Annotated in this window: 26 protein-coding genes; 18 read left to right on the top strand and 8 right to left on the bottom strand. The window is 56.5% G+C overall.

What is annotated here, in order from left to right; all coding sequences use genetic code 11:
* Positions 1–6 precede the first annotated feature (6 nt).
* The 4 genes from EG886_RS10980 to EG886_RS10965 all read left to right on the top strand — a co-directional run bounded on the left by EG886_RS10980 (position 7) and on the right by EG886_RS10965 (position 2899).
* Positions 7–1047, top strand: coding sequence for a FecCD family ABC transporter permease (locus tag EG886_RS10980; protein WP_241154315.1), 1041 nt, complete (start codon positions 7–9; stop codon positions 1045–1047).
* A gap of 15 nt (positions 1048–1062) precedes the next feature.
* On the top strand, positions 1063–1857 hold the full coding sequence (locus EG886_RS10975) for a heme ABC transporter ATP-binding protein (RefSeq protein WP_124728171.1): 795 nt from the start codon (positions 1063–1065) through the stop codon (positions 1855–1857).
* Between the two features lie 47 nt (positions 1858–1904).
* Complete coding sequence (locus EG886_RS10970; protein WP_124728170.1) at positions 1905–2462, top strand: cob(I)yrinic acid a,c-diamide adenosyltransferase; 558 nt, start codon at positions 1905–1907, stop codon at positions 2460–2462.
* A 74-nt stretch (positions 2463–2536) separates the two neighbouring features.
* Positions 2537–2899 (top strand): arsenate reductase family protein, encoded by a 363-nt coding sequence (locus EG886_RS10965; protein WP_124728767.1) that lies wholly within the window; start codon positions 2537–2539, stop codon positions 2897–2899.
* 254 nt (positions 2900–3153) lie between these two features.
* Here the strand turns inward: EG886_RS10965 and EG886_RS10960 are convergent, their stop codons facing one another.
* Positions 3154–3861, bottom strand: coding sequence for a hypothetical protein (locus tag EG886_RS10960; RefSeq protein ID WP_124728169.1), 708 nt, complete (start codon positions 3859–3861; stop codon positions 3154–3156).
* A gap of 310 nt (positions 3862–4171) precedes the next feature.
* Here EG886_RS10960 and EG886_RS10955 point away from each other — a divergent pair, with 310 nt between their 5' ends.
* Complete coding sequence (locus EG886_RS10955; RefSeq protein ID WP_164491804.1) at positions 4172–4879, top strand: TetR/AcrR family transcriptional regulator; 708 nt, start codon at positions 4172–4174, stop codon at positions 4877–4879.
* Positions 4880–4998: 119 nt separating this feature from the next.
* On the opposite strand, the gene EG886_RS10950 is transcribed toward EG886_RS10955, so the two are convergent.
* Positions 4999–6003: a MerR family transcriptional regulator gene (locus tag EG886_RS10950; RefSeq protein ID WP_164491803.1), complete on the bottom strand. Its 1005-nt coding sequence runs from the start codon at positions 6001–6003 to the stop codon at positions 4999–5001.
* Between the two features lie 926 nt (positions 6004–6929).
* Between EG886_RS10950 and EG886_RS10940 the strand changes: the two genes are divergently transcribed.
* From EG886_RS10940 to EG886_RS10925, 4 genes are all read left to right on the top strand, one after another.
* Positions 6930–7478 carry a peroxiredoxin gene (locus EG886_RS10940; protein ID WP_124728165.1) on the top strand — a complete coding sequence of 183 codons (549 nt, stop codon included), beginning with the start codon at positions 6930–6932 and terminating at the stop codon, positions 7476–7478.
* 101 nt (positions 7479–7579) lie between these two features.
* Positions 7580–8026, top strand: a complete 447-nt coding sequence (locus EG886_RS10935) for a TlpA family protein disulfide reductase (RefSeq protein ID WP_124728766.1) — start codon at positions 7580–7582, stop codon at positions 8024–8026.
* A gap of 27 nt (positions 8027–8053) precedes the next feature.
* A complete protein-coding gene (gcvH, locus tag EG886_RS10930; RefSeq protein WP_124728164.1) occupies positions 8054–8437 on the top strand; it encodes a glycine cleavage system protein GcvH in 384 nt (127 codons plus the stop codon).
* 230 nt (positions 8438–8667) lie between these two features.
* Positions 8668–9093, top strand: coding sequence for a hypothetical protein (locus EG886_RS10925; protein ID WP_124728163.1), 426 nt, complete (start codon positions 8668–8670; stop codon positions 9091–9093).
* 94 nt (positions 9094–9187) lie between these two features.
* On the opposite strand, the gene udk is transcribed toward EG886_RS10925, so the two are convergent.
* Both udk and pckA read right to left on the bottom strand, forming a co-directional pair.
* The gene (gene udk, locus EG886_RS10920) at positions 9188–9823 is read right to left on the bottom strand and encodes a uridine kinase (RefSeq protein ID WP_124728162.1); all 636 of its coding nucleotides are present in this window, start codon (positions 9821–9823) and stop codon (positions 9188–9190) included.
* Between the two features lie 128 nt (positions 9824–9951).
* On the bottom strand, positions 9952–11532 hold the full coding sequence (pckA, locus tag EG886_RS10915; protein ID WP_124728161.1) for a phosphoenolpyruvate carboxykinase (ATP): 1581 nt from the start codon (positions 11530–11532) through the stop codon (positions 9952–9954).
* Positions 11533–11881: 349 nt separating this feature from the next.
* Here pckA and EG886_RS10910 point away from each other — a divergent pair, with 349 nt between their 5' ends.
* Positions 11882–12256: a S1 RNA-binding domain-containing protein gene (locus EG886_RS10910; RefSeq protein WP_124728160.1), complete on the top strand. Its 375-nt coding sequence runs from the start codon at positions 11882–11884 to the stop codon at positions 12254–12256.
* A 145-nt stretch (positions 12257–12401) separates the two neighbouring features.
* Here the strand turns inward: EG886_RS10910 and EG886_RS10905 are convergent, their stop codons facing one another.
* The 3 genes from EG886_RS10905 to mnmL form a co-directional block, all read right to left on the bottom strand.
* Entirely contained in the window at positions 12402–14030 is a 1629-nt protein-coding gene (locus tag EG886_RS10905) for a peptide ABC transporter substrate-binding protein (RefSeq protein WP_124728159.1), read from the bottom strand.
* 236 nt (positions 14031–14266) lie between these two features.
* Positions 14267–14863 (bottom strand): tRNA 5-(aminomethyl)-2-thiouridylate-methyltransferase MnmM, encoded by a 597-nt coding sequence (gene mnmM, locus EG886_RS10900; RefSeq protein WP_124728158.1) that lies wholly within the window; start codon positions 14861–14863, stop codon positions 14267–14269.
* A 13-nt stretch (positions 14864–14876) separates the two neighbouring features.
* Entirely contained in the window at positions 14877–15848 is a 972-nt protein-coding gene (gene mnmL / locus EG886_RS10895) for a tRNA modification radical SAM protein MnmL/YtqA (protein ID WP_124728157.1), read from the bottom strand.
* A gap of 292 nt (positions 15849–16140) precedes the next feature.
* On the opposite strand from mnmL, the gene EG886_RS10890 reads away from it, so the two are divergent.
* The 8 genes from EG886_RS10890 (at position 16141) to EG886_RS10855 (ending at position 24661) form a co-directional block, all read left to right on the top strand.
* The gene (locus EG886_RS10890) at positions 16141–16992 is read left to right on the top strand and encodes a DUF6612 family protein (RefSeq protein ID WP_124728156.1); all 852 of its coding nucleotides are present in this window, start codon (positions 16141–16143) and stop codon (positions 16990–16992) included.
* Between the two features lie 224 nt (positions 16993–17216).
* The gene (locus tag EG886_RS10885; protein ID WP_124728155.1) at positions 17217–18053 is read left to right on the top strand and encodes a hypothetical protein; all 837 of its coding nucleotides are present in this window, start codon (positions 17217–17219) and stop codon (positions 18051–18053) included.
* A 432-nt stretch (positions 18054–18485) separates the two neighbouring features.
* Entirely contained in the window at positions 18486–19592 is a 1107-nt protein-coding gene (gene pdhA / locus EG886_RS10880; RefSeq protein ID WP_124728154.1) for a pyruvate dehydrogenase (acetyl-transferring) E1 component subunit alpha, read from the top strand.
* Positions 19593–19595: 3 nt separating this feature from the next.
* The gene (locus tag EG886_RS10875) at positions 19596–20576 is read left to right on the top strand and encodes an alpha-ketoacid dehydrogenase subunit beta (RefSeq protein WP_124728153.1); all 981 of its coding nucleotides are present in this window, start codon (positions 19596–19598) and stop codon (positions 20574–20576) included.
* A 175-nt stretch (positions 20577–20751) separates the two neighbouring features.
* On the top strand, positions 20752–22041 hold the full coding sequence (locus tag EG886_RS10870) for a dihydrolipoamide acetyltransferase family protein (RefSeq protein ID WP_124728152.1): 1290 nt from the start codon (positions 20752–20754) through the stop codon (positions 22039–22041).
* A 2-nt stretch (positions 22042–22043) separates the two neighbouring features.
* The gene (gene lpdA / locus EG886_RS10865) at positions 22044–23465 is read left to right on the top strand and encodes a dihydrolipoyl dehydrogenase (RefSeq protein WP_124728151.1); all 1422 of its coding nucleotides are present in this window, start codon (positions 22044–22046) and stop codon (positions 23463–23465) included.
* Between the two features lie 206 nt (positions 23466–23671).
* Entirely contained in the window at positions 23672–24169 is a 498-nt protein-coding gene (locus EG886_RS10860) for a hypothetical protein (RefSeq protein ID WP_124728150.1), read from the top strand.
* Between the two features lie 96 nt (positions 24170–24265).
* Positions 24266–24661: an acyl-CoA thioesterase gene (locus EG886_RS10855; RefSeq protein ID WP_124728149.1), complete on the top strand. Its 396-nt coding sequence runs from the start codon at positions 24266–24268 to the stop codon at positions 24659–24661.
* Positions 24662–24734: 73 nt separating this feature from the next.
* Here the strand turns inward: EG886_RS10855 and EG886_RS10850 are convergent, their stop codons facing one another.
* Positions 24735–25058 carry a DUF1128 domain-containing protein gene (locus tag EG886_RS10850; protein WP_124728148.1) on the bottom strand — a complete coding sequence of 108 codons (324 nt, stop codon included), beginning with the start codon at positions 25056–25058 and terminating at the stop codon, positions 24735–24737.
* Positions 25059–25085 lie beyond the last annotated feature (27 nt).

The raw sequence follows: 25085 nt of genomic DNA, 5'->3' as shown, positions 1-25085 counted from the left end.
GCGGCGTTGAAACGGACAAAGAAGATGCATGGGTGGTTGATGGGCGGAGGTGCGATCCTCTGCCTCCTTTTTACGGTTTGTGCCGCCGTTTCGGTCGGCAGTGCGGATGTGACGGGGTTTCAGGTGTGGAAGGTATTGATCGCCAAACTCGGATGGGGAGGGGCGGAAGGCCCGGATGAATCCACCGTGGCCATCGTTTGGGAACTGCGTTTGCCCAGGGTGCTGCTGGCCGCATTGGTGGGAGCGATGTTGGCGGCGGCCGGAACGGTGTACCAGGGCGTGCTCAGGAACCCGCTTGCCGACCCGTTCATTCTCGGGGTCTCGTCCGGTTCCGCCATGGGGGCCGCTCTGTTTCTCCTCACCGGACTGGAGACGACGGTTTCCCAGGTCTGGGGCATGCCGGTGTTTGCTTTTTTCGGGGCCATCCTCGCGTTTTCGCTGGTGATTCGCCTGGGCAGCACGAAAGCGGGGATGTTGCCGGAATCGCTGATTTTGTCCGGCGTGGTCGTGCAGGCTTTCTTTGCGGCGGCCCTGTCGTTCATCCTGAGCCTGGTCCCCCAGGAGATGCCCCGGATTCATTTGTGGATGTTGGGCAGCTTCGCGCTCAGGCAGTGGGAACACGTGGAAGTGGCCTTCCCGTTGATGCTCGTCGGACTGGCGGTGTGCTGTTTTTTTGCCAGGGAGCTCAATCTGTTTTCGCTGGGGGATCGTCCGGCTCTTCATCTGGGGGTTCGGGTGAGGGCCGTGCGTCTCATCCTGCTCGTCTGTGCCTCCCTGCTGACGGCGGCGGCGGTGGCCCTCGCCGGAATGATCGGATTTGTGGGGCTGGTCGTTCCTCATGCGGTTCGCATGCTGATCGGGGGGGATCATCGCGTGCTCCTTCCCGCGTCGGCACTGGTCGGCGGAGTGTTTCTCGTGTGGGCGGATGTGTTGGCAAGGGTGATCCTCAATCCGGCGGAACTTCCGATCGGAGTGATCACGGCTTTGGCGGGGGCACCGTTTTTTGCGGGCATCCTGCGCAAACATCTCCGGAGATACGGCGGGTGAGGGAGGGATGAATCCGTGATCCGGGCGAATCAATTGGTCAAGAAGATCGGCGGACGTACCGTTTTGCACGGGATCCGTCTGGAAGTGCGCCGGGGGGAGTGCCTGGGGATCCTGGGGCCCAACGGAAGCGGCAAAAGCACGCTGATCCGGGTGCTGACCGGAGAATGGGAAGCGGACGAAGGGGAAGTTCTGTTGAACGGACAACAGCTCCGAGACCTCGATCCGCTGCTCCGGGCCCGGACATGGGCGGTGCTGACGCAGGAATTGACGGGAGATGTTCCCTTCACCGTGGAAGAGTTGGTCGCCATGGGACGCCATCCCCACCTCGGCCGGTGGCCGTGGTTGCGCCAAAAAGACCGGGAAATCGTGGAGGAAGTGCTGCGGAAAACGGGGACGGAAGGTCTTCGACACCGCTGGTTTCCCGAACTGAGCGGCGGGGAGAAACAGCGGGTCGCCTTGGCCCGCGCGTTGGCGCAGGAGCCGGAAATCCTCTTCCTGGATGAGCCGACCACCTATCTCGATGTGTGTCACCAGATCCGGTTGCTCGATCTGGTTCGGCGCCTGCAACGGGAACAGACGATGACGGTGGTGATGGTGCTGCATGATCTCAATCTGGCCGCACAATACTGCGACCGGTTGGTGCTGCTGAAGGACGGACGGATCCATGCCGCGGGCACGCCCCATGAAGTGATGAAGACCGGGCTGCTGGAAGAAGTCTACGGAGTGAAACCCTTGCTGGTGTCCCATCCTTCCATCCCGGTTCCGCAGGTGGTGCTGACGGCCGGGAGCGGAGAAGGGGTGTCGTGCTGAACGTTTGTCCGGTTGCAAATGTGGATCACCCGGAAGGAGCGATGAAAATGAAAATTTACACGAGGACCGGTGACGAGGGAAAAACGGGCTTGATCGGCGGCCGCATCGACAAGGATGACATTCGCGTCGAAGCTTACGGAACGGTGGATGAAGTCAATTCCTTCATCGGAGAGGCGATCACCCGGCTCGATCCCGAAACGTTCGCCGATCTGATCGCCGACCTGACCGAAATCCAACACGAACTGTTCGATGCCGGCGGTGACCTCGCCCAGGCGGGAAAGAAGCGCGATTATCGCATCACGGCCGACATGACCGCCCGGCTGGAGCAGTGGATTGACAAGTACGATGCGGAATGCCCGCCCGTTCAACGGTTTATTCTCCCGGGAGGTCACCCGGGCGCCGCGGCTCTTCACGTGTGCCGGGTGCTGACCCGTCGTGCGGAGCGCCGCGTGGTGACGTTGTGCAAGCATCAGGAGACCAATGACGAGGTGCGCCGGTACCTGAACCGGCTGTCCGATTTCTTTTTCACGGTCGCCCGGGTGGTCAACGTGCGCGCCGGCGTTTCGGACGTGGAGTACAAACGGGGCGGCAAGGTGTTCGATTGACGGAGTTGGTCCCGCAAACTGTGGTAAAATATCGGGAAAATCCGGTCCATCGGAAAAGGAAGGAATGAGACGTGATGGCACTGAAGGTGATTCAATATCCGAAGTGCGGAACCTGTCGCAAGGCCCTGAAATATTTGCAGGAGAAAGGCGTGGCATTTGAAACCCGCCACATCGTGGAGGAGCCGCTCAGCCGGGACGAACTGGTTTCCCTGGTGGAAAAAAGCGGTTTGCCGGTGCAGAAATTTTTCAACACCAGCGGTCAAAAATACCGGGAGCTGGGCCTGTCCAAAAAGCTCAAGGACATGAGCGACGACGAAAAACTGAACCTTCTCGCTTCGGACGGGATGCTGGTCAAGCGCCCGATCGTGACCGACGGGAAACGCGTGACGGTCGGTTTCCGGGAGGAAGAGTTTGAGAAGCTGTGGGTCGGCAAGTGACGGGTTTTCCGTTTTTCCGGGGCATGTTTCAAAGGACGTGTCCCGGGAGACTGGAAGGCTGATTTGAACGGCGGACGGGAGTCTTTCCGCAAACCGTTCGTCATCCGGCTTCCCCGGGATTTTTCCCCGGGGTTTTTGATTGAGAGCCGAACACCCGTGCAACGTTTTGGGGATTGATTCCGGAACGCGGCATGGGTGTCCGGCTCGGGAAAGATGGATGCTCGGCGGCAGATCCGGTGTCGTGAAGGGATTGTTCAGGTTTTGTTTTCCTTGACGGCCTGTTCGATTTCCCGGATGATTTCTTCCGCCGGACGGCCGGAAACGGTATCACGGTAGTTGTTCACGGAGTAGTCGATGGTGAGGGAGAATTGGTTCAGCATGACGGTTTTGCGCGCTTTGCCGGTCAGGATGGTGCTGCGGAGCTCGGCTTTTCCGTCGTGGGTGATGCCGATTTCGAAAGGTTCGGTTGCTTTGGTCCATGCTTGTTCGTTCGGGGCTTTGTCCAGAAAGAGAATGGTTCTTTCGCCCAATTCCGGCGAGCGGAACCAAGGGTGCTCCAGCTTGAGGGGGACGGGTTTGCCGTTTTTGTCGCGAACGCCTTCGGGCGATATTTTCCACAGCAGATCCACCTGGATCGTGGGGTCCGCAGTGCCTTTCAGAACCCGCTCGACTTCGAAGGTGTACACCAGATGTTCCGTGGAGGAAGCTTTCGGGTTCAAGGTGTTTCCGGCCTTTTCCAGCTTCTTGTACGCGCCGATCACGATCAGGTCGGCTTTGCGGATCATATCGCCGAGATCAGGGGAGAATTCAACGTCGGGGCGAATGACGGCACCGGTTTCTTCCGCCGTTCCGGAAGAACCGGAGGAACCTTGGTATCCGCCCATTCCGCATCCGTAAAGGGCGAAGGGGACCAATGTCATGGAGAGCCAACGGAGAAGCGTTCGTTTGAACCGGGCATTCACTGTTCATCTCTCCTTTGGTGAATTCTATTCCCAGAGACGTACGGTCGGTCCGCGAAGTTGCGCCGGTCTTTTTTTTCGATTTGCGAATCAGTGATGGGTGGCGGGAGCCGCCGGCGATTCAAGCCTGCCGCGTTTCGGTTTCTTCCGGGAGGTGGATGAGGTATCATTGACGGTGAGTCCCGGACGCCCCCGTCTCCCGTTCCGGTGGCGGTTTGCAACCTGTCGGGAAGGGATGTCGTGCCGATTTGCCGACCGGAAGGCCGATGGGGGGCAGGTACTGGTTGAGGTGTCATTCGCCGGGGAGGGGATCATGGACAAGAAGCAAATGGATGAATGGATCCGCTCGATCGCCGAGGAATATGACATCAGTCTGAACCCGGAAGAACGTCAGACGAAGAAGCAAAAGCAGATTCTGGAGGCGGCGATTCAGGTTTTTGCGGAAAAAGGATACAGCGGCGCTTCCACCAGCGAAATCGCCGGCAGGGCCGGCGTGGCCGAAGCGACCATTTTCAAGCATTACCGCACGAAAAAAGGATTGCTGCTGAGGCTGGTGATCCCCGCCATTGCCAGGGTGGCCAGCCCTTGGATCATCCGGCCGGTGATGGAGATCTTTCGGCAGGACAAGGCGTTCGACGAAGTCCTTCACGAATTGTTGAGAGACCGGGTTCACCTGGTCGAGAAGAATTGGAAGCTGATTCGCATCGTGCTGGTGGAAAGTCTGTTTCACCCGGAACTTCGCGAGGCGCTTCGTGAACATCTGGTGGGGAACATCGCACCGGTTGCTCTCGAGATGATTCAGCAGTTGCAGGCGGAAGGCAAACTGCGGGATGACCTGCCCCCGTACGTGCTTCTTCGGGGCATGATTTCGAGCGTGCTCGGCTTTGTCGCCACCCGCAGTTTGGCTCCCGATCTGTTTGTCAAAGACAGCGAACGGGACGAACTTCGCATGATCGTTGAAGTGTTGGTGAACGGAATCGGGGGACGAAGCCTTGAAAAGGAACCGGATCGCCGGGGATGAAATCCGAAGGAAACAGGCCGCCGAACCTTTACGGTCGGGCGGCCTGTTTCCGTTGGGGCGCATTTTGAGAATGAGAAAGATGGGGACAGAACCGAAGTCCCTTTGTCGTCAGAAAAAGGTCATGGCCGGCGGACGGATGCGTCCCGGGCAAAGACCACGTGCAAGTCGTTGACCAGCCGGAACGCCGTCACCTCAAATCCCCGCCTTTTCAACGCAGCCGTCAACCGGGAGATGCGTGCGGGGAACCGTACGGCACCCGACAACGCGGGAAACGGTGTCTCCTCCGTTTCCATCACATCCAGCAGGCAGATCCGGCCTCCCGGTTTCAATACGCGTCGGATTTCATCCAGGCCCAGTTCTTTCTGGTCGTCGGTCAGCCAATGCAGCGTGAAGCTGCTGACCGCGAAATCAAAGACACCGTCCGGCCACGGGATGGCCAGAAAGTTGCCGGGCAGGGCGGTCAGATCCGGGAATTTGCGCCGGCAGACACGCAGCATTTCCCGGGATTGATCAATGGCACACATCCGGATGCCCCGGTCGAGAAAGCGCCCGGCCAGATTTCCGGTGCCCGTGCCGATTTCCAGACCGGTTTCGCCGGGCAGGGGCATCACCGTCTCCACCACGCGGTCCAGCGCATCATCATAGGGAACGGACCACTCGGCCGTCCAGGTGTCGAAGTGTTCGGCGAGCCGGTCGAAGTTCCACACGTCGCGCCAGCTTTCCCGCTCCCGTTCGGCCCGGCGGGACTGTTCCGCCAACCGCCACAGGTCGTTCCACGGATCTTGCTCCGTTTCCATCCGCTCGATCATGTCGTCCAACGTCTGGATCACCCGTTTGAGGCGCAGCCATTCCCCGTACAGCACCGCGCGCTGCAGCTGCAGGAACCACAGGGGCTCTTCCCGGTTGCCGCGATCCAGTTCATGCAACACTTCCCGGATGCGTTCGAGCGGCATCCCGGTTTCTCTCAGCGTCAAAATGGTTTGCAGGCGATAAAGGTCCCGCATCGAATAGATCCGGTAGCCGTTTTCCGGACATTTCTCCGGGGTGAGGAGTCCTTTTTCTTCATAGAAGCGGAGAGTTCGGGGCGTGGTTTTGAGTCGTTCGGCCGCTTCCCGGATTCGCAAGGGCGTTCGCCTCCCGTGCACGAGTTCTTTCCTCATTGTAAACCTTGACGCAAGGGGAAGGTGAAGAACTTCCGGATCATCCGGAAGAAATATTCAAAAAAGACTATACATATCAGTTTTTATTGAGATAGAATAATAGTGAACCTGAATTTTCCTGTTGCGAAGGAGGAAATGGCGCGTTGTTCAAACGAATTTTGACAATCGCATTGGTTCTGGTATTGGGGACGGTGGGGGTGCCGGCGACGTCTTGGGCCGCCGAAATCGGAGCGTCTGCATGTGAGTATGCGAATGGGTGGATCGATCCCGGGTGCGCAACGGGCAATTCCACCGTCTTTGAATATTGGGAAGGGGAGCTCAGGATAGGCTATTACAACGGAAAACAATATGGATGGGGCCGCTGGAGGGCCGGATATCCACAGCAGTTCAAGCAGCTCTATCTCGAAGTGGACCTGGACGGGGACCGGCACTACGACGATATCAGTGCTGTGATGTCGAATGGATATACATGGGGGTATCCCACTTCTCCCGATCGGAAGCGGGCTTTCCGCATCTGTCTTTGGGAGCACATCACTCCTAGGTATACCTGCAGTGGATGGTGGTAAGAACGAGCGGGAATCATCCGGGACCCTCTTGAAGGGTCCTTCTTTCGTTGGTTTTCTCAATGACAAAGGTTATCAAATTATAATTAATATAACTTAGTATTGACTACAATCTTGACGTCATGGTATGGTTATATCGGTAGGCAATGGAGTGAGGTCACCGGTTTACGGATGGATCTCGCCCGCCTTCGCTCCGAGCGAACCGGCATGCGCGCGGACCGTGAGGGGCGGATTCTTTCGCGCCGGACAACCTTTCCCGACTAACCTGCCTACATACTGGGAAAGTTAAGTCTGGCACCCACTATCCATCATCACTCTCGGGAGGGAATGCTCGTGAAACGTCTTGTCGGACTTCCGGCTCCGGACTTTGAAATGGAAAGCACGAAAAACCTGGAAACGCTCGACGAAAAAGTGAAGCTTTCCGACTATCGCGGAAAATGGTTGGTTCTGTTCTTCTATCCCCTGGACTTCACGTTCGTCTGCCCGACCGAAATCACCGCACTGTCCGACCGTTATGAAGAGTTCGCCGATCTCGATTGCGAAATCCTCGGCGTGAGCACGGACAGCAAATACTCCCACCGTGCATGGATCCGCACCCCGCGGAGCGAAAACGGCCTGGGCGACATCAAATTCCCGCTCGGCGCTGACACCACCCACAAAGTCAGCCGTGACTACGGCGTGCTGATCGAAGAGGAAGGCATCGCCCTGCGCGGTCTCTTCATCATCGATCCGGAAGGCATCGTCCGTTATCAAGTGGTGACCGACCTGAACGTGGGCCGCAGCGTGGACGAAACCCTGCGCGTGCTGCAAGCTCTGCAAGCGGGCGGGCTGTGCCCGGCTAACTGGAAACCGGGTGAAAAACTGCTCAACGCCTGATGTGACTGTACCCGTCGGGACCTGGAGCCTCTCGCTTCGGGTCCCTTCTTGCCATATGACACGAAACGGGAAATCTCTCCGGGAGGGACACTGACATGGCTTTGCGTCTTCGCACCGAAATGCCCGCCATCAAGGGCATCACCGAATGGGTCAACGGCGAAGTGACCAACGAATCCCTGAAAGGCAGCCCCGTATTGGTCCATTTCTGGTCCATCAGCTGCCACATGTGCAAGGAAAGCCTGCCGCAAATCAATGAACTGCGGGAGCAACATCCCCAGCTCAAAGTGGTGGGCATTCACATGCCGCGTTCCGAAAAAGACACCGATGTGGACGCGGTGAAAGAAAACATTGTAAAATACGAACTGAAACATCCCCAAGGAATTGACAACATGCACAGCGTGGTCGACGCGTTTGAAAACGAGTACGTGCCGGCGTTCTACCTGTTTGACGCCAACGGCTTGCTCCGTCACCGTTCGGCCGGCGAAAAAGCCCTGTCCATGTTGAAAAACCCGTTGGAACGCGTTCTCGCGGAATTCCAGCAGGGCTGATCTCCGAGAGAGTGGAGGAATCCGAACATGCAATTTCCCAAAGAGCTTCTGTATTCCAAGGAACACGAATGGGTGTTGAAACTGGAAGACGGTCGCGTCCGCATCGGCATCACCGATTTTGCCCAATCCGAGTTGGGCGACATCGTCTTCGTCGAACTGCCGGAAACGGGAACCGAACTGACGGCCAATGAACCGTTCGGAAGCGTCGAGTCGGTGAAAACGGTTTCCGAGCTTTACGCACCGGTCAGCGGGAAAGTGGTTGAAGTCAACGGCGCCCTGGAAGAGTCTCCGGAGAATGTGAACGAATCTCCTTACGGGGACGGTTGGATGATCGTGGTCGAAATGTCCAATCCTTCCGACCTGGAGCAGCTGTTGTCTGCGGAAGACTATGAGAAACTGGTCACCGAATGATTTGGCCGCAGGATTCATGGATCGAACGGCGGGCGGAATTTGTTCCGTCCGCTTTTGTTTTTGATGATTTCCCCAAGGCATCTTCCTCTTTCCGAAAAACTTTTTTGTCCATTCCTTCTCTTCCCAGAACTCTCCATGGTTTCGACTTGCCAGATTTGTGGTAAAATAAAATTACATCCTGGCAATCTGTTTTTGCTCGGTTCGGCCATCGGGATGAGGAGGGGAGATAGATGAGTTTCTGTTGCGGCGCTTCGACGATCGGGTTTATCGGATCCTATCGCAAGCATTCCGTCATGGTGCACCAGATCCCTCTTCTGTGGTGTCCGGTGTGTCACGTGGTGGAAGTCCACCCGGCTGTCAGGGAAGAATTCGAGCTCGTGGTGGAGTATGCCAGGGAAGATCGTGTCAGAGAAGTCACCCTCCGGGAAACGATTACCCCCGATCTGATCGAGGAGTGGAAAGAGTACGGGATCAGTTTCCAGGAAAATGACGATCTCGAGCCGGTCTTGCGTGAGCAGATCGACCATTCGCTGGACCTTCTCCGGGTGTCCAAGATTCTGGGAGACGCCGAATGGGGAGAAGAACTCAAACATCGGCTGAAAGTGCTGACCAACCGACTCCAAAAAATGGAGCAACAAAAAGAAGGAAGCATGTGACACCTTTGACTGACGGAAAATACCAAAGGCTCGCCCGTTGCCGGGCGGGCCTTTTTCAGCACGGAAAAAATCCCCTTCCCTGCCGGAAGGGGATTTATTGCGGTTGGGAGTTGTTTCTCCGAAGGCATGTGTCGATCTGGTTGATCAACAGATTGATGGCCACTTCGTTGTGCCCGCCTTCCGGAATGATCAGGTCGGCGTAGCGTTTGGTGGGCTCAACGAATTGCAGGTGCATCGGCCGAACCACGTTCAGGTACTGCTCCATGACCGAATCCAACGTGCGTCCGCGTTCCTTGATGTCTCGCTCGATCCTTCTCAGGATGCGCACATCCGCGTCGGTGTCCACGTAGATCTTGATGTCCATCAGCTCGCGCAGACGGGAATCGTCCAGGACGAGGATTCCTTCGAGAATGATCACGTCCTTGGGGAGGAGCCGGACCGTTTCCCGGGACCGGGTGTGAAGTTTGTAGTCATACACGGGTTTGTCCACCGGTTCATGCCGGAGCAAGCGGCGGAGGTGTTCCAGCAACAGATCGTTGTCAAAGGCGAGGGGATGATCGTAGTTGGTCTTGGCGCGTTCCTCCAGGGTCAAATGGGACTGGTCGCGGTAATAGGAGTCCTGTTCCAGGTACACCACCGAATCCGAAAAGCGCTCCACCAACCTGCGTGCCACGGTGGTTTTGCCCGAGCCGGTACCGCCGGCGACGCCGATCACCACGGGTTTCATCATAAAGTCATTTCCCTTCTGAATGAGTTCATGGAACAAGCCTTGTTCCTTGGTGATATTAGCAGGATTGTCTCTCATTTTCAAGAAAAAGAACCCCGCGCCCCAGAGAAAGGGACGCGGGGAAACGGCCGTCAGCCGAGTTTCGGGCCGGCGTTTTTGACGGCGTCGCTGACTCCTTTGAATTTGGAGAAGTTGTCATGGAAGCGTTTGGCCAATTCTTTGGCTTTCTCATCATAAGCGTTTTTGTCTTCCCACGTGTTGCGGGGGTTCAGCAGCTCGGCCGGAACTCCCGGGCAGCCGGTCGGGATCGAAAGGCCGAAAAAGTCATCTTTCACGTATTCGACCTGCTTGAGTTCCCCGCTGATGGCGGCGGACACCATCGCACGGGTGTAGGCCAGGTTCATCCGTTTGCCGACGCCGTAGGGGCCGCCGGTCCAGCCGGTGTTGACCAGATAGACGTCCACGTTGTGTTTGGCGATTTTTTCACCGAGCATTTCAGCGTAAACCCGCGCCGGTCGCGGCAGGAACGGAGCCCCGAAGCAGGCGGAGAAGGTGGCTTCCGGTTCGGTCACGCCGCGTTCGGTGCCGGCCAGTTTGCTGGTGTATCCGGACAGGAAGTGGTACATGGCCTGTTCCGGAGTGAGACGGGAGATCGGGGGAAGCACGCCGAACGCGTCTGCCGTCAGGAACAGGATCACGTTGGGGTGGCCGGCGATGCCGGGGATGACGGCTCCCGGGATGTAATCCACCGGATAGGCGGCACGGGTGTTTTCGGTCAGGCTGCCGTCATGGAAATCGGGCACCCTGTGTTCGTCCAGCACGACGTTTTCCAGCACGGTGCCGAAGCGGACGGCTTCCCAGATCTGCGGTTCCTTTTCGCGGCTCAGACCGATGCATTTGGCGTAGCAGCCGCCTTCGAAATTGAACACGCCGCTGTCGGACCAACCGTGTTCGTCGTCGCCGATCAGGAACCGTTCGGGATCGGCGGACAAGGTGGTTTTGCCCGTGCCGGAAAGGCCGAAGAACAGAGCCACGTCACCGTCTTTGCCCACGTTGGCCGAGCAATGCATCGGCATGACGCCGTATTCCGGCAGCAGATAGTTCATGACGCTGAAAATCGATTTCTTCATTTCGCCCGCATATTCGGTTCCGGCGATGATCACGGTTTTTCGCTCGAAGCTGACGGCGATCAGCGTTTCGGAGCGCGTTCCGTCCGTCTCCGGATCGACTTTGAATCCGGGGATGCAGACAACGGTGAATTCGGGCTTGTGCGTTTTCAGCTCATCTTCCGTCGGACGGATGAACAGCTGACGAACAAACAGATTGTGCCAGGCATATTCGTTGATCACGCGAATCGGCAGGCGCCATTTTTCATCGGCACCGGCAAAACCGTCAAAGATGAACACTTCCTTTTCGCGCAAATAGGTGTTCACGCGCTCCAGAATCCGGTCGAAGGTTTCCGGATCCATCGGTTGGTTCACGGAACCCCAGTCAATGTTGTCACGAACGGAAGCGTCAGCCACGGTGTATTTATCTTTCGGAGAGCGTCCCGTAAATGCCCCTGTTGTCGCGCGAAGAGCCCCTTCACGGGTCAGGACGGCCTCTCCCCGCTTGATGGCATGCTCGATCAGTTCGGCGACGGAAAGATTGAAATGCTTTTGACCGCCGAGTTGAAATGAAGCCTCGTTTTCCGCAGGTAACACCATACTCATGGTTTCAACATCACCTTTTTGTTCAGGATTGCATGCATGAATCCGATCGAATTGTGACATATCAAATCAAGAAACAGTATAACATATAAGCCGCTTGACGGACAGATTGTTCACTTAGTTTTCACCGGATCAGGGCTTGTCTTTCATATCGATTCACATGAAAACAAAGAAAAAATCACGGGAACGCGCGCGGCTTGAAAGGAAACCATTTCCACATCGCCCGGTTCGATCATCGGGGTTCGTTGATTTTCCGCGCATGAAATCGTTCTCCGTGGGAGAATACCCATTGACTTTTGCAAAAATAAGTGGTACCTTTGTACAGAATTAATACCACTGCGGGAGTGTTTGAATGAGCGAGCTGAAAGAAGGGGCCGTCGTACAGGGAGAAGTGATTTCGATCAAGCCGTTCGGTGCCTTCGTCAAACTTGAGTCCGGTCAAACCGGTTTGATCCACATCTCTCAGATCTCGACCAGATACGTGGAAAAAGTGGAAGACGAGCTGCAAGTTGGTGCGGTCGTTCAAGCGAAAGTGCTGTCCATCGATCCTTCAGGAAAAATTTCCTTGTCGATAAAGGCATTGAGCGATGACCGTCCCCGCGAAAGACGGGGTGGTCGTGGTCCGCGCAAGGCTCCTCTGGAATTCGAAGAGATGCTGAAGAAGTGGCAAAAAAGCAGCGAAGAACGGCTGAGCGCTTTGAGCGCCAAGCAGAGAAGAAATCGCTGACGGCGAAAAGTGGCCCTGTCAAGGATTTCATGCGAAGACCGAAACCGACATCTTCCAATTGCGGAAGATGTTTTTTGTTGCCGGAAAAAAAGCGGCTTCCCTCGGAATGAGGGAAGCCGCTTTTTATTGCCCGTCCGGGCGACGGTCATTTGCCTTCGATGTAGGTCCACTTCAGGCTGTAGTTCGGACCGATGATGTGCGTTTTCCAGTTTTTGACGTAAGGCTTCTTGATGGACAGACGGCTGCGATAGTACAGCGGAATCACGCCGGCGTCATCCATCAGGATTTTTTCGGCTTTTGCCAGGTCGGCGATCCGTTCTTCGAAGTTGTTGTTGGTGATCGATTTTTTGATCAGATTGTCGTATTCCGGATTGCTGTACTTGCCGCTGTTTTGCGTGGAGTCGGTCAGGAACAGATCCAGATAGGTCATCGGATCGTTGTAGTCGGCGCCCCAACCCGCATAGTTGATTTCAAACTGTCCGTTTTTGGCGCGCTCCAGTTTTTCCTTGAACGGGATGGAAGCGATGACCACATCCAGACCGAGGTTCACGCGAAGCTGTTCCTTGAAGAACTCGGCGTCCTTTTTGGCGCTGGTGGTGTCATAGGTCAGCAGTTCCACTCTGGGGGGCGCGCTCATGCCCAGCTCTTTCAGCCCTTCCTGCAGCAACTGTTTCGCTTTGGCCGGATCATACGGGATTTGGATGTCGGAGGCCGACTCCCGGTATTTCTTGTCTCCGAGCCCTTTGATGTCCGGCGGAACCAGGCCCTTGTCGGCCGGGAGCGAGCCGTTTTTCAACAGGTTGTTGACCAAGGTGTTGCGGTCGATCGCCATCATGATGGCCTGGCGGACTTTCTTGTTTTTCAGGAACGGTTTGGTCTGGTTGATTTCGAAGTAGAACACGGCCGATTCCTTGACGGGGAAGGCTTCGGGGCTGTCTTTGTATTTGTCCACCATTTCCGCCGGAATGCCTGACACATCGGTTTTTCCGGTGTCGTACAGGTTAATCCCGGTCATTCCGTCTCTCACGATGTTGACGTTCACCTGGGTCAGCTTGACGGCGTCTTTGTCCCAGTAATTTTCGTTTTTCTTGTAGGTAAAGCCTTTTTCATGTTGCCAGGAAGCGAGGACGAACGGACCGTTGTAAACCAGATTGGAGGCTTCCAGGGCATACTTTTCGCCGTACTGTTCCACGATGTCCTGACGTTGCGGCAGGTACAGCGGGAATGCGAGCAGCTCCTTGAAGTAGGGGGTCGGAGCTTTCAGTTTGATTTCAAGCGTCTTGTCGTCAAGCGCTTTCACTCCGACATCTTCCGCTTTGGCCTTTTGGGTGTTGTACTCCTCCGCGTTCTTCAGCGGATAGAGGATGTATGCGTATTCGGAAGCGGTCGCCGGATCGAGGGCGCGTTTCCACGCATACTCGAAATCCTTGGCCGTGACCGGTTTTCCGTCACTCCATTTGGCATCTTTCAACTTGATGGTCCAGGTGAGCTGATCATCGCTGATCTGAGGCTCCCCGTCTGCCATGGCGGGTTCAAGTTCATCGTTCAGACCCACCCGGTACAAACCTTCCATCACGTTGTTCAGGATGGTGAAGGAGACGGCGTCCGTGGCTTTGGCGCTGTCCAAGTTGGGCGGTTCGGACGACTCGATCAACGACAGAACCTGTTCGGCCGTGCCGGCTTCCTTCTCGTCCCCGCCGGGTACGCATGCGGTAAGTACAAGTGCCAAGGCGAGGAACAGGGCCAGCAAGGACGTGATTCTGCTGTTCTTCATCTGTTTACCCCCTGTAAAGACGTATATGAATCGGACAAACTTTAAATTTGACGAAGAGGTGTGAAAATCCTTTTTTTAATGACAAGATTTAGATTATTTTTTCGAAAAAAATATTTTAAGCGAATCCAAAAAAATGAAAAATGCGAATGACCGTGAGCAAAGATCTGTTTGACATGAAAAAAACCGGAGCGGACATTTGTTCGCTCCGGCATGGCCGGCTTGTCGGCATTGTACGTTCAATCACGGGAAGATGACCGGGGGCGGTTTCGCTTTTCAAGCACCAGCAAGGAGGGGGCTTCCCGGCGATTGGGAAGTTGTTGGTGCATGACCTGAAACGCTCCGGGGGGAAGGTGCGAAGCAAAGTGCAACACGGCATCCGCTTCTTCCCTTCCGCCCGGATGACCGGTGTAGAGGCACACGGAGATGATCCCGCCGGGAGTCAGCCATTCGGTTGCCGTTTCCAGCGCGGCCAGCGTGGTTTCCGGACGGGTGACGACACGGGTGTCTCCTTTCGGAAGGTACCCCAGATTGAACATGAAGGCATCGATCCGGCCGCGAAGCTCCGACGGAAGCAGCTCATGCATCCGTTCATGGCCGGCGTGAAAGAGTTGAACCCGCTCGGTCATGCCGTGGGCGTGAAGTCGTTCCCTTGTTTTTGAGAGTGCTTCCTGCTGAATGTCAAATCCGTACACCATGCCGTCGGGACCGGCCCGTTCCGCCAGAAACAGGGTGTCATGTCCGTTTCCGCACGTGCCGTCGACGGCGATGCCGCCGGGAGAAAGTGCCTGACGGACCCAATGACGGGCGCTTTCCAGAATGGAGGGGAGAATCATACGTTCTCCCTCCTCAGGTGCCGATCGTCACACCGCGGCGAGGCCTTGCTTTTTTGCCTTGCCAGGTATTGCGCCGGACGAGTTCCGCGTCGATGGCGTTCAGCACTTCCCACTTCTTGCGGCTCCACATCGGACCGATCAACAGATCCGGCGGACCGTCACCCGTCACCCGATGAATGATCACGTCCGGAGGCAACAGTTCCAGCGAGTCGACCACCAGGGAAACGTATTCGTCCCTGTCGAGGAATTGGACGAGACCGGCTTCGTACTGTTTCACCATCGGAGTGTTTTTGAGCAGATGGAGCAGATGGATCTTGATGCCCTGCAGGTCCATGTCCGCGCAAGCCTGCACGGTTTCCAGCATCATTTCCCGCGTTTCTCCGGGCAAGCCGTGAATGATGTGGGTGCAGACGCGGATGCCGTGTTTGCGCAGTTTGTCCACCGCCTCCACGAAACAGTTGAAATCGTGACCACGGTTGACGATCCGGCCGGTTTCGTCGTGCATGCTTTGCAGGCCGATCTCCACCCACAGATAGGTGCGTTCGTTCAGTTCCGCGAGATACTCCACCACGTCGTCCGGCAGGCAGTCCGGGCGGGTGGCGATGGACAGGCCGACCACGCCTTCCTGCTCGAGGATCGGCTCATACAGATCCCGCAACACGGAGACGGGAGCATACGTGTTGCTGAACGCCTGGAAATAGCCGAGATACTTGGCGTTCGGCCATTTGTTGTGCATGCGCTCCTTGACTTCCCGGAATTGCTTGAGCACGTCGTCCCGCCGGTTGCCGGCGAAGTCGCCGGACCCTCGGGCGCTGCAAAACGTGCACCCCCCGATCGCCACTTTGCCGTCCCGGTTCGGGCAGGTGAATCCTCCGTCGATCGGAACCTTGAACACCTTTTCCCCGAAGACTTGCCGCAGGTGCCAGTTCCATGTATGGTAACGCTTTTCTCCCCAGAGACGGGGAGTTTCGACCGCTGCTTGCATGTCGATCATCCTTTTCCGAAAATCTGTTTTCCATTATACAAGATTTCGCGGGAACTTGCCGAGGCACGTCGACTTCGCGGGACGATCGGCACACCCGGCATGAACCGTTTTGCGAAACGGAAGAAACGGATCCGGGACATCCCGCGGGAAGAAGTCACCCTTGGCAAACGGTTCGTGGGAGTTTGAACGGATTGTGAAAGAGAAAAAATCTTCATGAAAGTGGATTGCCGATTTTTTCAAAATGAGATATACTCCATTCGTCTTTACCAATAAAATGAAAGGTTGTATCTCTATGAAGAATTTCTGGCGTTTGAGTCTCGGTTTGCTTGCTTCTGTTGCGTTGATCCTCGCAGGTTGCTCCCAAGAAGCGGCCAAACCCGGCGAACAATCAGGCGTTGAGGAGAAAAAAGAGCCGACTCCGCTTGAGGTTTTGCTCAAAGCGGATGAAGTGACCAACAAAGGTTCGTTCGTCTATGATGCCAACATTACGCAAAAGATGAACGCCGGAGGTCAGAACATCGACCTCGGAATGTCATTCACGATGGAAATGGTCGGTGAGCCCTTCGCCATGCACATGAAGGGCGACATGAACATGATGGGCCAGTCGATGCCGATGGAAATGTACCAAGTCGGTCAGGACATGTATATGAATGTCGCCGGACTCGGATGGATGAAATCGCAAGACACGTCTTCTCCGGCCGGCCAGCAGCCCAATGAAATCGCGGATGTCCTCGTGAAGTTCATCAACGCGCTGGGTGGCGACAAATTGCCCGACGGCATCAAGGTCACCAAACAGGGCAATGATTGGCTGGTGGAGACGGACTATGCGGTGCTCCTGAAAAACAAGGCTTTCGCGTCCGACATTCAGCAAATGATCAAGGATTCCCTCGACGACGAGACCCTGAAAGAATTCGGCGTGGCAATGGATTCGTCGAAGCTGAACTTCACCAAATACACCGGAACCATGATAGTGGACGGAACCACGTATCAGACCAAAAGCTACAAATCGGAAATGATCGTGGGCATCCCGACCGGCAAAGAAGAGCTCAAAATGGAACAGGTCATGGAAATGACGCTCAAAGGCGAATACAATGGCAAAATTGAAGTTCCGGAAGAAGTCAAGAAAACGGCAAAGCCTGAATGAGAGATGAACCGGAATCCCGGACGGGGAGAATCTCGCATGGGGATCAAGGAACCTCTTGTTTCCGTCATTGGAAACGAGAGGTTTTATTTTGTATTTTAAGGGAATTATAATTCTGAATATTAAACAAAATCAGCAGTGGGTGGAAGATCTTGCAACGTCACGGACTTGGCGGAGCCAACATCCAGGAATCCGGGGATGGTTTCTGCCACACGGGGGGTATTCCGATGATCAGAGCGGCCAAACGGTTGGCGTGGCTGGGATTGGCGGTGGCATGGATGGTGGTCGGGTGCAGCAAGCCTTCCGCCGACTCGCCCCGGGAGCCCGCGCCGCAAAACAAAGAGCCGGGTCCGGTGAAAGTGCTGCACCATCTGGTGGAGAGGATGGAGCGGGGCGGGTTTGTCTCCACGTTCGAGAGCAACGACCGGATCTCGGACGGATCACGGATCCATGTGGACATCACGCGCGAGTTTGAGATTGAAACGGCAAAAGACGGCTTTCACCTGAAGGGGTTCATCCGGGGGAACGATCAGTCCTTTCCCGTGGAAATGTACACCGCGGGCGGGGTGGAATATTCGCGCATCGGCGATCAGGCCTGGGAGAAAACCGTTCTTTCCGAATCTCAGGACTCCGGGCCTGGCGGTCCGAAACACGTGATCGAGTTTGTGAAGGACTTGGAAGGAGACCGGTTGCCGGAAGGAATCACGATGACCCGGCAGCAGGACCGCTACGTGTTTGAATTTGATCATCTCAAAGCCTGGAATTCGGAGCAGCTGAGGCAGTATTTCATCCGGTTTGTGACCCTGCATATGCCGCTTGGGGAATTTCCGGAGATCGGCATCCATCCCGAACCCCGGGAGTTGATGATTGTGGAGTTCAGCGAGACGATGGAGGTGGACGCGGAGACGTTCCGCCTTTTGGCCGGCCGTTCCCGGGTGAAAGCGGTCATCCCGGCAGACGGCGGCAAGCGGCTGGAATACACGCATGAAGAGGAGATCTCGGTCAAAGGGGATTTCGGCGACACCATCCAGGTTCCGGAAGCGGTGATCCAATCGGCGCGGTAACCACCCGGTTTCGGGGTGCGAAGGAGTGTACGTCGCTGAAGTCGGCGCTTTTCCGACGTTTCGCCGGGTACGGCAAAACGGGAAAAGGTGCCGGCTTTTTTTGTTCCGGAAGACGCTTCCCATGTTTTGATGATATTTCCGATGTGATTTTCTTTTTTCGGAGATTGCATGGTCTCAAGAACGGACAAAAAGGGGAAAAATGCGGAAAAATGGTGATCAAACACTTTCATTTTGCAAACGCTTGGACTTGAGGTTGATTGACAAATGGTTGAACAATTGTATCATTGAATGAAGACAGGTTGTTTCAATGGGTGAACAGACATGTTTTTCAATTTCTTTCGGGGGATTTTTCATCCTGTTATAAAACAGTTTCGCGAAACCGGTATAACAGTTTCACGATTCCGACAACAATCCGATGAGGTGATGGATTCCATGGCCAAAACCAAACAGGCCCAAAACGGGCTGGCAAGCGCCGAAGTCCGGCTGTTGCCGGTCGAACCGTTTCAGATTCTCTCGCCGGAGGGAGAGGTCGTCAATCAGAATGAACTGCCGGATTTGTCCGATGATCAGCTGCGTGAGCTGATGCGGCGCATGGTGTTCACCCGTGTCTGGGACCAGCGGGCGGTTGCGATGGCCCGTCAGGGACGACTCGGGTTTTACGCTCCGGTGTCCGGCCAGGAAGCCACGATGATCGGCAGCCAGTTTGCCTTGAACAAGGAAGATTTCATCCTGCCGGGATACCGCGACATTCCGCAACTCTATTGGCACGGATATCCGATGTATCAGGCGTTCCTCTGGTCCAAGGGGCACCAGCACGGCGGAGAGATCCCGGAAGGGGTCAACGTGTTGATGCCGCAGATCATCATCGGGGCCCAGTACATTCAGGCCGCCGGCGTGGCCATGGCATTCAAGCGCCGCGGTGAAAAGCGGGTGGCCATCACGTTCACCGGAGACGGCGGAAGCTCCCAGGGAGATTTCTATGAAGCCATGAACTTTGCGGGTGTGTACAATCTCCCCGTCGTGTTCGTCGTGCAGAACAACCGCTACGCCATTTCCACCCCGTTTGAAAAGCAGACCGCGGCAAAAACCGTCGCGCAGAAGGGAATCGCCGCCGGCATCCGCAGCATCCAGGTGGACGGCATGGACGTGCTCGCCGTGTACCGTGCGGTGAAAGATGCCGTCGAGCGCGCAAGAAACGGCGAAGGATCGACCCTGATCGAGGCGCTCAACTATCGCCTTGGACCGCACTCCATGTCCGGCGATGACCCGACCCGTTATCGCTCGAAAGACGAGCCGAACGAGTGGGAGCAAAAAGAACCGCTGGTCCGCTTCCGCCGGTACCTGGAGTCCAAAAACCTGTGGACGGAAGAAGATGAAAACCGGGCGATCGAGGAAGCGAAGCAAACCGTGGCCGATGCCATCAAGAAAGCGGAAAATCACGAAAAAATGACGATCAGCCGCTTGATCGACACCATGTTTGAAACCACGCCTCCGCATCTGGAGAGACAAAAAGCCGAGTTTGCCGGGGAGGGGAAATGAGCCATGCCTCAAATGACAATGGTCAAAGCCATCAATGACGCTCTGCGCGTGGAACTGAAACGCGACCCCAACGTGATGGTGTTCGGGGAAGACGTGGGTACCAACGGCGGCGTGTTCCGCGTGACGGACGGACTGCAGAAAGAGTTCGGGGCAGACCGCGTGTTCGACACCCCGCTGGCGGAATCGGGCATCGGCGGACTGGCCGTGGGTCTGGCCACCCAAGGCTTCCGGCCGGTGGCGGAGATTCAGTTCATCGGTTTCATCTTTGAAGCGATGGATTCCATCGCCGTGCAGGCTCCGCGCATGCGTTACCGCAGCGGCGGTCGTTACAGCGCTCCGATCGTGTTCCGCGCTCCGTTCGGCGCCGGCGTGAAAGCTCCGGAGCTGCATTCCGACCCGATGGAAGGCTATCTGACCCAGACCCCGGGCCTCAAAGTGGTGGTTCCGTCCAACCCGTACGATGCCAAGGGTCTCCTGATTTCCGCGATTCGTGACAATGACCCGGTCTTCTTCCTGGAGCATCTGAAACTGTATTTCTCCATCAAGGGAGAAGTGCCGGAAGGCGAATACACCGTGCCGATCGGCAAAGCCAACGTGGTGCGTGAAGGATCCGACGTGACGATCATCACTTACGGAGCCATGGTTCACACTTCGCTCAAGGCGGCCGAAATCGCCGAAAAAGAGCGCGGCGTCAAAGTGGAAGTGATCGACCTCAGAACGATCAGCCCGATCGATACGGAGACGATCATCCAATCCGTGGAGAAAACCGGTCGGGCCATCGTGGTTCAGGAAGCGCAAAAGTCGTCCGGCGTGGCCGCCGAAGTGATCGCCCAGATCAACGAGCATGCCATCCTCAAACTGGAGGCGCCGGTGCTTCGCGTGGCTTCCCCCGACACCGTGCTCGGCTATCAGATGATCGAAGATGAGTGGATGCCGAATCCGGCCCGTGTGCTGAAAGGCATCTATCAAGTGCTGGACTTCTGATTGCACGAAGGAAAGGCACCGGAACGTCCGCGAAGCCGCTTTGCACCGTTTCGGAAGGCGGCTTACGGGCGTTCCGTTTCCCCCGAGGTTCGCGATCGTTTCGGGACGCTGTCAACAGATTGGTCACAAGACACAGGGATCGGCAAAACGAGAAGCAAGATGGGAGGATGCGCTCGTGGCGTATGAATTCAAGCTCCCCGATGTGGGCGAAGGCATTCACGAAGGGGAAATCGTCAAGCTTTACGTCAAAGAAGGGGACACCATCCAGGAGTTTGACACCTTTGCCGAAGTGCAAACCGACAAAGCCGTCGTGGAAATTCCGTCCCCGGTCACCGGTCGGGTGCGTGAGCTCCGGGTGAAAGAGGGAGAAATCGCCTTGGTTCACTCGGTGATCGCCGTGATCGACGAAGAGGGTTCGGAAGCTCCCGCCGAATCGGCCGCACCGGCCCAAACGGAAAGCAAGCCCGTCGAAACCGTTGAGGCGAAGACGGAGGAAACACCGGCAGCGACCGCAACCGCTCAGCCGGAAAAGGGCAGAGCTTCCGTGCTGGCCATGCCGTCCGTGCGCAAACTGGCCCGCGAATTGGGCGTGGATCTCACCAAGGTGAAAGGAAGCGGCAAACACGGCCGGATTTTGGCGGAAGACGTGAAACGATTTGCGCAAGGCGGGCAAGTGTCCGATAATGAAAAAGTGGAAGCGGTGCAGCATGAAGAAGTGAAGGCACCCGCTGCGGAAGCGGCTCCGGAAAAAGCGGCGGCGGGCCTCGAGGAGCGCATCCCGCTGCGCGGCATCCGTCGCACCATCGCCAAACGGATGGTGGAGAGCAAACACACCGCTCCGCATGTCACTCTGATGGACGAAGTGGACGTCACCGAACTGATCGCCCTGCGCAACTGGGGCAAAACGGTTGCCGAACAGCGCAACATCAAGCTCACGTACATGCCGTTCATCATCAAGGCAGTCATTGCGGCACTGCGCGAATTCCCGACGCTGAACGCGTCCATCGACGATGAAAAGGAAGAAATCGTCATCAAGCATTACTATCATATCGGCATGGCGGCGGCGACGGACGGAGGCCTGCTCGTACCGGTCCTGCGCGACGCCGACAAAAAGTCCATCTTCGAACTGGCGGGTGAAATCAGCGACAAGGCGGCCCGGGCAAGAACCATGAAACTGGAGCCGTCCGAGCTGAAAGGCAGCACCTTCACCATTTCCAACATCGGCGGTTACGGCGGTCAATTCTTCACACCGGTCATCAATTATCCGGAAGTGGCGATCCTCGGCGTGGGCGCCATCAAGGAAAAACCGGTGGCGGTCAATGGAGAAATCGCCATCCGTCCGCAGATGTTCGTCTCGCTCAGCTTCGACCATCGCCTGATCGACGGCGACGTGGCGGCCCGCTTCCTGATGCGTGTCAAGCAGCTGCTTGAAACGCCCAATCTGTTGATGATGGAGATGAGGTAAACATGGTAGTGGGAGATCTGGCGCAAGAAGTCGACGTTCTCGTCATCGGTGCGGGCCCCGGAGGGTATGTGGCCGCCATCCGCGCCGCCCAGCTGGGCCGCAGCGTGGTCCTCGTTGACAAGGACAATGTGGGCGGCGTCTGTCTCAATCGCGGATGCATTCCTTCCAAAGCGATCATCTCCGCGGCGGAGCGTGCGGTTGCCGTGCGCGAAGCCGGTGAGATGGGCATCGAGGTGTCCGGAGACGTCACCGTCAACATGCCCAAACTGATCGAGTGGAAAAACGGCGTGGTGAAAAAGCTGACCGGCGGCGTGAAAACCCTGCTCAAGGGCAACGGCGTCGAAGTGATCCAGGGAGAAGCGTATTTCAGCGGTCCCAATTCCGTTCGCGTCACCACCGAAAACTCGGCCCAAACCTACACGTTCAACGACGTGATCATCGCCACCGGCTCCCGTCCGGCGGAACTCCGCGTCCTGCCGTTTGACGGCAAACGCATCCTGTCCTCGACCGAGGCCCTGAACCTTCAGGAAGTGCCGGAACGCCTGATCGTCGTCGGCGGCGGCTACATCGGTCTGGAGCTGGGGACGGCATTTGCCAAGCTGGGCTCCAAAGTGACCATCCTGGAGGGAACTTCCTCCCTGCTTCCGGGCACCGATCCGTCCCTGACCAAGATGGTGACCCGCAAGCTGAAAAAGCTCGGTGTGGAAGTGTACACCAATGCGATGGTTGAAGGCGGGGAAAACACCGGAGACGAGGTGGTTGTGCGCGCCACCGTCAAAGACGGGGAGAAAGCATTCACCGCCGATTACGCGCTGGTGGCCGTCGGCCGCAAGCCCAACACCGATGAACTGGGTCTGCAGTTTGCCGGCGTGGAAACCGACGAACGCGGATTCATCAACATCGACGCACAGTGCAAGACCAACGTGGATCACATCTACGCGATCGGCGACTGTGCAGGCGGTGCTCTCCTGGCACACAAAGCCAGCTATGAAGCCAAAGTGGCCGCGGAAGCCATGTGCGGCCAAAACAGCGTGATCGATTGGCAGGCCATGCCGTTCGTCATCTTCAGCGATCCGGAGATCGCCTACACCGGTCTCACCGAAGAACAGGCGAAAGAGCAGGGCTACGATCCGGTGGTCAGCCGTTTTGCCTTCCAGGCCAACGGTCGCGCCCTGTCGATGAACCATGCGGACGGTTTCGTCCAAGTGGTGGCGGATCGGGAAACCAAACGCGTGCTGGGGGTGCAGATCGTCGGACCGGAGGCTTCGTCGCTCATCGCCGAGGCGGTGTTCGCCGTCGAAATGGGCGCGAATGCCGAAGATCTGGCTCTCACCATCCATGCCCATCCGACCTTGCCCGAGGTGCTGATGGAAGCGGCGGAAGGCATCCTCGGTCATGCCATCCACATGGTGAACAAAAAGTGACGCCAAAGCGGCGCCCTCCGAAAACCCCGGAAACATCCGGGGTTTTCGCCGTTTTTCAGTTGTAGATTTTCCGTGAACAAGCAGGAATCGGAACCCGTTCCATGGAAATGTACCATTCCCTGATTCGAACAGGGAAATCCGGACTTCGATCCCCCCGTACCTCAGGGTATACAGGTCACAGGTCCGACTGACCAAGGAGGCAATGGATGGTGAACATGGGTGACTTGATTCCGGCCTTGCGCGAAATCAACGTGCAGATCAGGCACACACGGCCGGAATTGACCCGCCATCAGCTGAAGCTCGTTTTTCAACTGATGGGCGAGATTCTCGAACAGTCACGGCCGGTCACTCCGGAGGAACAACGGGAAATGGACTCATACCGTACCTGTTTTTTGAGGAAAAGGATGTTGGCTGCCTGGAAAAAATGGCGGGGCCGCATCCGGACGGCTTCCTGTTTGGATGTTTTTCGGAAAGAAGCCGTCATCCGGGAAGCGGTGGCCGAGCTGAAACCGCTGTTGTTGGCCGCCATCCGGACCGTGTCCCCGTTGAAAGAATCGGAGATCACCCCGATTGCCGTGAGTGTGTTTCTTTGGAACCAGGAATACATCACAAAGCGATTCGGCTTGCAAGCGGAAAGCCGCTGTTGGCGCGAAATGCTTGAACTGCTGGAAGAACTGCCGGAAGACGTGCTGAAAGGTCGTTGAGGCCGTTGGCCGTTTTGCCGGACGGTTCTGTTTTTTTTGCCCGGATTCCGGTGTATGATGAAAGAGGCATCACACGGATGAGGGGGAGGAGACCGGATGAAGACATCGATCCGGATCGAGGTGCGTCCGACGGAAATCGACGTCATGGGGCACGTGAACAACGCCAAGTATCTCGAATACATGGAGTGGAGCCGCGAGGACTGGTACAACAAGTCCGGTCTGCCTTTTGACGTGTTTACCGAAATGGGGATCGGCACGGTCACGGTGAACATCAACATCAATTATCGCAAGGAAGCCCGGTTGGGACAGAAGCTGGAGATTTTCACCGAACCGATTCGCCGGGGACGGACAAGCTTCGTGCTGAAACACGAGATCTTCAACGAAGCGGGGGAATTGGTGGCGGATGCCGATGTGACCAGCGTGACGATCGACTTGAAAGCCCGGAAAGCGGTTCCGATTCCGCCGGAGTTGGCCGCCCGTTTTCCGGAATGAGTGAGGGGTGTTGCGGGAAAGGCCCGGATCGGCCGAGCCTTTCCCGCAGGCCGCATCCCGAAAGTCGGGGAGCTCAGCCGGACGTGCGGAGCTCCCTCAATTCCTCCAGGACTCCTTCGATCTCCATCATGCTGAGCCGACCGTCCTTTTTGACGATCATTTGATGGATTTCGAGCAATTCGTCATAACGGTCAAGGGAAAAATCGTCCGGATTCAGAAGAGCGCTGTTGACCGTTTTCAGCCGTGTCCGAATCTCCCGGATGAGAAATTCCAGGTTTTCGCGGGAAGGGTTTTTGAGATCCACGAACTTCATCCTTTCTTTTTCTTTCTCTTCATTGTACAGGATATCGGGCGGACGTGCCTGCCGGATGGCGTGAATCGCTGCCGATGCGTCCATGGCGGTACGGCCTGTGATGCCTGTGGC

The sequence above is a fragment of the Staphylospora marina genome (assembly GCF_003856495.1).
GTDB classification, from domain to species: Bacteria; Bacillota; Bacilli; order Thermoactinomycetales; family Thermoactinomycetaceae; genus Staphylospora; species Staphylospora marina.
The sequence above is the reverse complement of the archived record's forward strand: the minus strand, read 5'-3'. Positions and strand labels throughout refer to the sequence as shown.

What these genes read in the sequence shown, in the direction of transcription:
- EG886_RS10965 (WP_124728767.1), top strand. Translation starts at nt 2,537, where the DNA reads ATGGCACTGAAGGTGATTCAATATCCGAAGTGCGGAACCTGTCGCAAG.
- pckA (WP_124728161.1), bottom strand. Translation starts at nt 11,532, where the DNA reads ATGAGTATGGTGTTACCTGCGGAAAACGAGGCTTCATTTCAACTCGGC.
- EG886_RS10925 (WP_124728163.1), top strand. Translation starts at nt 8,668, where the DNA reads ATGAGTTTCTGTTGCGGCGCTTCGACGATCGGGTTTATCGGATCCTAT.
- EG886_RS10970 (WP_124728170.1), top strand. Translation starts at nt 1,905, where the DNA reads ATGAAAATTTACACGAGGACCGGTGACGAGGGAAAAACGGGCTTGATC.
- EG886_RS10885 (WP_124728155.1), top strand. Translation starts at nt 17,217, where the DNA reads ATGATCAGAGCGGCCAAACGGTTGGCGTGGCTGGGATTGGCGGTGGCA.
- EG886_RS10905 (WP_124728159.1), bottom strand. Translation starts at nt 14,030, where the DNA reads ATGAAGAACAGCAGAATCACGTCCTTGCTGGCCCTGTTCCTCGCCTTG.
- EG886_RS10855 (WP_124728149.1), top strand. Translation starts at nt 24,266, where the DNA reads ATGAAGACATCGATCCGGATCGAGGTGCGTCCGACGGAAATCGACGTC.
- EG886_RS10860 (WP_124728150.1), top strand. Translation starts at nt 23,672, where the DNA reads ATGGTGAACATGGGTGACTTGATTCCGGCCTTGCGCGAAATCAACGTG.
- mnmM (WP_124728158.1), bottom strand. Translation starts at nt 14,863, where the DNA reads ATGATTCTCCCCTCCATTCTGGAAAGCGCCCGTCATTGGGTCCGTCAG.
- udk (WP_124728162.1), bottom strand. Translation starts at nt 9,823, where the DNA reads ATGATGAAACCCGTGGTGATCGGCGTCGCCGGCGGTACCGGCTCGGGC.
- EG886_RS10910 (WP_124728160.1), top strand. Translation starts at nt 11,882, where the DNA reads ATGAGCGAGCTGAAAGAAGGGGCCGTCGTACAGGGAGAAGTGATTTCG.
- EG886_RS10940 (WP_124728165.1), top strand. Translation starts at nt 6,930, where the DNA reads ATGCTCGTGAAACGTCTTGTCGGACTTCCGGCTCCGGACTTTGAAATG.
- lpdA (WP_124728151.1), top strand. Translation starts at nt 22,044, where the DNA reads ATGGTAGTGGGAGATCTGGCGCAAGAAGTCGACGTTCTCGTCATCGGT.
- mnmL (WP_124728157.1), bottom strand. Translation starts at nt 15,848, where the DNA reads ATGCAAGCAGCGGTCGAAACTCCCCGTCTCTGGGGAGAAAAGCGTTAC.
- EG886_RS10850 (WP_124728148.1), bottom strand. Translation starts at nt 25,058, where the DNA reads ATGGACGCATCGGCAGCGATTCACGCCATCCGGCAGGCACGTCCGCCC.
- pdhA (WP_124728154.1), top strand. Translation starts at nt 18,486, where the DNA reads ATGGCCAAAACCAAACAGGCCCAAAACGGGCTGGCAAGCGCCGAAGTC.
- EG886_RS10875 (WP_124728153.1), top strand. Translation starts at nt 19,596, where the DNA reads ATGCCTCAAATGACAATGGTCAAAGCCATCAATGACGCTCTGCGCGTG.
- EG886_RS10955 (WP_164491804.1), top strand. Translation starts at nt 4,172, where the DNA reads ATGGACAAGAAGCAAATGGATGAATGGATCCGCTCGATCGCCGAGGAA.
- EG886_RS10890 (WP_124728156.1), top strand. Translation starts at nt 16,141, where the DNA reads ATGAAGAATTTCTGGCGTTTGAGTCTCGGTTTGCTTGCTTCTGTTGCG.
- gcvH (WP_124728164.1), top strand. Translation starts at nt 8,054, where the DNA reads ATGCAATTTCCCAAAGAGCTTCTGTATTCCAAGGAACACGAATGGGTG.